The organism is Eggerthella sp., from assembly GCF_048329335.1.
Taxonomy (GTDB): Bacteria; Actinomycetota; Coriobacteriia; order Coriobacteriales; family Eggerthellaceae; genus Eggerthella; species Eggerthella lenta.
In genome coordinates this window covers 1-6,463 of the sequence record NZ_DBFEGU010000176.1, presented here as the reverse complement: position 1 = coordinate 6,463, position 6,463 = coordinate 1, and the positions used below count along the sequence as shown (strand labels likewise).

General features: G+C 64.8%; 7 protein-coding genes. All 7 read right to left on the bottom strand.

What is annotated here, in order from left to right:
- Window positions 1–838, bottom strand: an 838-nt coding sequence (locus tag ACMO6A_RS05870; RefSeq protein ID WP_418470893.1) for a 3-dehydroquinate synthase family protein, incomplete at its 3' end; no start/stop codon positions are given.
- The gene (locus ACMO6A_RS05865; protein ID WP_192925343.1) at window positions 820–1,389 is read right to left on the bottom strand and encodes a shikimate kinase; all 570 of its coding nucleotides are present in this window, start codon (window positions 1,387–1,389) and stop codon (window positions 820–822) included. The genes ACMO6A_RS05865 and ACMO6A_RS05870, both read right to left, overlap by 19 nt.
- Window positions 1,386–2,558, bottom strand: coding sequence for a chorismate synthase (gene aroC, locus ACMO6A_RS05860; RefSeq protein ID WP_009609385.1), 1,173 nt, complete (start codon window positions 2,556–2,558; stop codon window positions 1,386–1,388). Before aroC ends, ACMO6A_RS05865 begins: the two co-directional genes overlap by 4 nt.
- A gap of 365 nt (window positions 2,559–2,923) precedes the next feature.
- A complete protein-coding gene (locus tag ACMO6A_RS05855; protein WP_114516358.1) occupies window positions 2,924–3,871 on the bottom strand; it encodes a shikimate dehydrogenase family protein in 948 nt (315 codons plus the stop codon).
- Between the two features lie 27 nt (window positions 3,872–3,898).
- Window positions 3,899–4,459 carry a YqeG family HAD IIIA-type phosphatase gene (locus ACMO6A_RS05850; protein WP_114516359.1) on the bottom strand — a complete coding sequence of 187 codons (561 nt, stop codon included), beginning with the start codon at window positions 4,457–4,459 and terminating at the stop codon, window positions 3,899–3,901.
- An 18-nt stretch (window positions 4,460–4,477) separates the two neighbouring features.
- Complete coding sequence (gene mltG / locus ACMO6A_RS05845) at window positions 4,478–5,641, bottom strand: endolytic transglycosylase MltG (RefSeq protein WP_349100742.1); 1,164 nt, start codon at window positions 5,639–5,641, stop codon at window positions 4,478–4,480.
- Between the two features lie 21 nt (window positions 5,642–5,662).
- Window positions 5,663–6,079 carry a Holliday junction resolvase RuvX gene (gene ruvX, locus ACMO6A_RS05840; RefSeq protein ID WP_009306675.1) on the bottom strand — a complete coding sequence of 139 codons (417 nt, stop codon included), beginning with the start codon at window positions 6,077–6,079 and terminating at the stop codon, window positions 5,663–5,665.
- Window positions 6,080–6,463 lie beyond the last annotated feature (384 nt).

Sequence of the window (6,463 nt, the reverse complement as noted above, 5' to 3'; positions counted from 1 at the left end):
TGCCCTCGGCCACGGCCGCGCCGTGCGAGAACGCGCCGTACCCCGCCAGCGATTCGACCGCATGTCCCAACGTGTGGCCGTAGTTCAGGCACTCGCGCACGCCCTTGCTCTCGGACTTGTCGGCGGCCACCACGTCGGCCTTGAACACCACCGAGCGCGCGATGGCCTCCTCTACTACCACCTCGTCGCGCGCCGCCAGCGCGCCCGCCGCGTCGACCAGCCAGAAGAAGAAGTCGTCCGAGTCGATGACCGCGGACTTCGCTATCTCCGCGCAGCCGCAGGCCCACTCGCGTTCGTCGAGCGTGGCCAGCGTGGCCGTGTCGGCGCACACGTACGCCGGCTGTTTGAACGCGCCCACGAGGTTCTTGCCGGCCGCCAGGTTGACGCCGGTCTTGCCGCCCACCGACGAGTCCACCATAGATAGCAGCGTCGTGGGAACCTGCACCACCGGCACGCCGCGCATATAGGTTGCGGCAACGAACCCGGCGAGGTCGCCCACCACGCCGCCGCCGAGCGCCACCACCACGCAGTCGCGGCCGAGCGCAAGGCTGGCCATGGCCTCCCATATCTCTCCCGCCACCTCGACAGACTTCGAGCCTTCGCCCGCCGGCACGGCGATGTCGCTCACGCGGAACCCGGCTTGCGCGAGCGCTTCCTTCGCGTCGGCGCGGTACAGCGGCGCAACGTTCTCGTCGGTGACGACGAGCGCGCGGTCCGACTCGGCGAACGCCGGCAGCTTGCGCAGATGCGCGCCCAGATTCGCCAGCACGCCGCCGCCGATGCGCACGTCGTAGGCTTCTTCGCCGGGGATGTTGACGATCACTTTCGTTGCAGGCACAGGATGCCCTCCTTCTCGAGCGCGCTCTGCACTTCGCGCGCGATGGTAGCCACGTTCTTGCCGGCGGTGTCGATGGTGAGGTCAGCCACGTCGGCGTACAGGGGCAGGCGCTCCTCGGACGTCTTGCGCGCGGCATCGAGGTCCTGGAACAAAGGGCGCGTGGAGGTGTCGCTGATGCGCGACTTCGCCTCGTCGGCCGTGACCTTCAGGTACACGACGAACCCCGCATCGCGCAGGATGGCGCGGTTCTCATCGCGCTTCACCACGCCGCCGCCGCACGACACGAGCAGCGGCTCCTTGCCGGCCAGCTCGCGCAGCACGTCCGTCTCGATGGCGCGGAAGCCGTCCTCGCCCGCCTGCGCGAAGATCTCCTTCACGCGCTTGCCCTCGCGGCGCTCGAGGTACGTGTCCATGTCCACCGAGGCCACGCCGCAGGTGCGCGCCAGCCGTCGCGCGACCGACGTCTTCCCCGCGCCCATGAATCCCACGAAGAACACGGGGCGCGCAAGCTCCCCCACCACGCGAGGTCGTCTCGAAGCCTCGTGCCTCATCGCGCCATCGTCCTGAGCCGCTGGCGGTACGCTTTCACGGCCGCCTTGATGTCGGCCATGTTATCGCGCCCGAACTTCTCGAGGTACGCCTCGGCCAGCACGAACGACACCTCGCTCTCGGCCACCACGGCGCAGGCGGGCACGGCGCACGTGTCGCTGCGCTCCTTCGACGCCTCTTCGACTTCCAACGTGTCGAGGTTCACCGTCTCGAGCGGCGTCATGAGCGTGGGAATGGGCTTCATGGCCGCACTCACGATGAGGGGCATGCCCGTGGTCATGCCGCCTTCGAGGCCGCCCGCATTGTTCGACGTGCGCACGAAGCCGGCCTGCTTGTCCAGCGCGATGGGGTCGTGCACCTCGGAGCCCACGCGCCGTGCCGCTTCGAAGCCCAGGCCGAACTCGACGCCCTTGATGGCGGGGATGGAGAACAGGGCAGCACCCAAACGCGAGGTCAGACGATCGCCTGCCGAGGCGTAGCCGCCCACGCCCGGCACGAGCCCCGTCACCACGACGCGGAACGTGCCGCCCAGGCTCTCGCCCGCGTCTTTCGCGCGGTCGATCTCGGCCTTCATAGCCTCCGTCGCCTGTTCGTCGGGACAGCGCACCTCGCTCGTCTCGATAGCAAGCGGCTTGTAGTCGGGAGCGTTCATGAACGCGTCGTCCTCTTCGAAGGACGCGCTTCCGATGGACGTGACGTACGAGAACACCTCCACGCCCAGGTCGGCCAAGAACTCGCGCGCGATGCCGGCCGCCGCCACGCGCGCAGCTGTCTCGCGGGCGCTTGCGCGCTCGAGGATGTTGCGGCAGTCGGACGTGTCGGTTTTGAGCGCCCCCACGAGGTCGGCGTGGCCGGGGCGTGGCGTGACCTCGCGGGCGAGGTCGGACGGAGCCTCGCCGAACGCGGCCATGCGATCGGTCCAGTTCTCCCAGTCCCGGTTGCGCACCACGAGCGCGATAGGAGTTCCCAGCGTGCGGCCGAAGCGCACGCCGGAGACGACCTCCACGGTATCGCGCTCGATACGTTGGCGGCCGCCGCGCCCGTAACCGGACTGACGACGAGAAAGGTCGGTGTTGATTTGCGATTCGGAGATCTTCAAGCCCGCGGGCACGCCTTCGACGATGGCCGTCAGGCACGGACCGTGGCTCTCGCCTGCTGTTAGGTATCGCATAGTCTGTCGCTTTCCGCGCTGATACGAATGGTTCGCATCGTATTGTACCCTACCGTTCAGGCAAGGCTAGCAAAAAGCAGGTCGCACGCCGCATCCGCATCGAATGAGTCATCAACCCCATCCCTATGGCTCACGTACTCGTCATCCTGAGCGAGCGCAGCATTCGACAGTCCAGTGGACTGTCGAACTCCCGAGCACGCGAAGCGAGCGCAGGGAGGCTCCGCGAAGCGGGGACGCGAAGGATGCCGTACGGTGCCAACCGAGACGCTTCCAGCTGGCGCCTCACGGGATCCTTCGACTCCGCGCTACGCGCTCCGCTCAGGATGACGAAGCAACCAGTCGGTTCCGTTCAGGATGACGGAAGTCTACAGGTCGAATCCTGCCGCTTCCGCCATCAAGGCGAACAGCTCGTCGTCAGACAGGGCGACGTCGACCTCGGCGAGGTCGCACACGGCGTGCACGGTGGCCACTGCCTGCGCTACCAGCATCCCGGCGCCGTCGTGCACCGTGCATCCCGCTTCGCGCGCGGCGCGCACGAGCGCCGTCTCGCCGTGGCCGTATACCGCGTCGAACACGGTCTGGCCCGCGCTCAGAAGCCCGACGTCGAACGGCGAGCCGTCGCCCTCGTTCATGCCGAGCGGCGTCGCGTTCACCACGAGATCGGCGGCGGCCAGCGCCTTCGTGGACGTGGTGTAGCTGCCGAACTTGAACGTGGTGCGCTCGTAAGCCGTGCGGAAGCTGCGATGGTGCGCCTGCGCTGCCGGCAGGTCCACCGTGGCATTTGCCAACAGGCCGAACCGCTCGACGTAGCCTTCGAGCACCTTGCGGGAGCGCTCCTTGTCGCGCCCGACCAGCATGGCCACGTCCGCCCCGGCGATGGCGCATGCGTGCAGGATGGACAGCGCCGTGGGGCCCGTGCCGCACACGGCCACGCGCTTGCCTGCGAAGCAAAAGCCCGTGCGCTCCAAGTACGCCACGCAGCCCTGGCCGTCGGTGTTGAAGCCGATGAGCGCGTCACCCTTCTTCACCAGCACGTTCGCGCCCTGGGCGAGCTTCGCCGTGGCAGCCTTCGCCGTGGCGGCCTCGAACGCGAGCGGCTTGTACGGCGTGGTGATGTTGATGGACAGGAAGCCGCGCGCCTCCACGAACGAGCGCGCCTCTTCCTCGGTCGCGCAATCAGCCAAACCGTAGCGCCACGGCAATCCTAAGCGCTCGTACACGGCGTTGTACATCGCGGGCGACGAAGAGTGCGCAATGGGATGTCCCAAGAGGTACAGGCTCTCGGCCGGCCGTTCGGCTTGCGTGTCGGTCATAACGATCCTTTCGCTCGCTCGTTCACATCAGACGCCCTGCGCGTCGGGTTCCTCATCCTCGCAGGGGACGGCGTTCTGCGACGTCGATGCGGCGCCCTCCGGCTTACGCTCGCCCATGACGACGCGCTCGAAGTTGCGCAGCAGCAGCGTATGGGGCAGATCCTGCTCCACCAGCGGAGCCAGCAGATACGCCTTCATGCCCAGAAAATGCGCGCCCATGACGTCGGTGACCAGCTGATCGCCGATGACCACCGTCTCGGAACGCTTCGCTCCCAGCTTGCGCAAAGCCATGAGGAACGCGGGCGGCAACGGCTTGACGGCCTTCGCCACGATGGGCAGCGAAAGACGGTTCGCCAGCTGGTACACCCCTTCGTGCCAGTTGTTGGACACAAGGCAGAACGTAATGCCCGCGTCGCGCGCCTTCGCCAGCCAGAACCCCACGTCACGCGGCACTTCGTGGGTGTCACGCGTGAGGATGGTGTTGTCCACGTCCAGCAGCACGTTGCGAAAGCCCAGCGCCAGCAGGTCGCGGTCGATATCGATGCGCGAGATGCGCGCAAAGTAGCGGTCGGGTTCGAGAAAAGACATGGCGTTGTCGCTAACGGCCTAGGAGAACGTCTGCTGATGCTCTTCGTACGTTTCGCTGAAGTAGTACTGCATCGTACCGCCTTCATCAGGCGCGAAGTAGAAGAAGAAGAAGAAGTAGTTCGTCTGCGCAGGGTTGCACACGGCTTGCAGGCAATCGAGACCCGGCGAGCAGATGGGCGTGGGAGGCAGACCCGTGTTCGTGTAGGTGTTGAACGGCGTTGGATTCTTGATATCCTCGGGGGTGGGGTCGTGACCCAGCTCGTAAGCCGTGGTCGCATCGCTTTGCAGGAAGCCGTAGTTCGGATCGCCGAAGTTGTTCAGGCGGTTGTAGAACACCGAGGCCACCTGGGCGCGGATCTGCTCGTCGCCCGACGACTCGCGCTCAACGATGGAAGCCAGCTTCACGGCATCGTAGATGGTGAGGCCCTGGCTTTGCGGGTAGGACCAATCGAGCCCCGACGTCTCGGTCTTGAACTGGTCGAGCATCATGCGCACTACCGACTCGGCCGTGGCATCGTCGCCGATCTCGTACGTTTTCGGGAACAGGAAGCCTTCCAGGCTGTTCGTGCCCGCGTCGGCCAGGAAGTCGTAGTCGGCCGCGTATGCGCTGGCATCCGACGCAGCGGCCGTGAACGCGTCCGCCGTGATGTGATTCTCGGTGAAGGTTGCCACGCTCTGGGCAACGGCCTCGAGCGTGCTGCCTTCGGGGATGGTGAGCGCGTTCGCCACCGGACCGGCCGTCAGCTGGTTGATGATGGCGTCGAGCGACATACCGCCCGCGAATGTGTAGGTACCGGGCTTGAGCTGGGAATCAACGCCCATCTCGTTGACGCGCTTCGTGAAGTCTCCCGCATTGGAAACCAGACGGGCTTCCGCAAGCTGCTCTCCGACGACCTTGGCACCAGCACCTTCGGCCACCGTGATCGTGGCCTCCTGACCCTCGGCCAGAAGCTCGACCGATTGCGCGGAACAGCTGTTGAACAGGGTGAGCGCGCCCCACGCCAAACCTCCGACGACGAGAACGGCCAAAACGGCGGCGACTATAGCAGGAGCCTTGCTTTTCTTCGGGCGGATATAGCTGGTATCGTACGTACGGAACTGGCGCTCGCCCCGGGCATGAGCCGAGCGAGCTGCATGGTTCGGACGCTGAGAATAGGTGACTTGCTTCCTGTGCTGGGGCATGGAACTGATCCTCTTCTTCCATCAAGCCTCACGGCGCGCGTCAAGCCACGCCTGCAAAAACAAACTTGCGGCTATCATATCTATTTTGCCGCGCATGGCCTTCTCGGTCATGCCCTTTTCACGCAAACTCCGTTTGGCTTCCTGCGAACTTAACCGCTCATCAGCGAATTCGTAAGGGATGCCGCAGGCGTCGGATATGGTTTTCGCCGCTTTCCGAATGCGCGCGGCCTGAGGCCCCTCCGCGCCCGCCATGGTGTAGGGAAGTCCGCACAGCAGCAGCTCCGGCTCCCAATCCTCAAGCGCTCGCTGGAACGGCTTCGCGCAGTTCAGCACTTCCGAGGCGGGCAGCACGGCCACCGGAGAAGCCACCCGTTCCCCCGGATCGCTCACCGCAACCCCCACGCGCGTCTCCCCAATATCCAAAGCCATAATTCGCATGATGAGCCCTTTCATGTTACCGGCGGATACGCGCGGCTTTCCGCTTTCAGCTTATTGTACGTCAATGCGGCAACCTGGCGAAGAGCGCAAGCATGCTCGCAACCTCTTTTGAGAAAATCGCACGGTCGATAGACGGCGACTTGTCGTCGAGGTGCGAGAATATGGCAAAAATTTTGAGCTAGGTGAATGTGGGACGCCAGAAGACCGTCTTTGCATCGTAACTTGTGCGCAAAACACCTGGTCGGTTTTCTCACACGCTCGCTTTTAGCCAAGTTAGATATATGTAACTTTTACCTACCTCGAAATTCTTGCCAAAATCAGCCCGCCAAACGACCGAATAGGATTTCTCGATCCGTTTCGCACGCCCCAGGTTGACGAAGACGA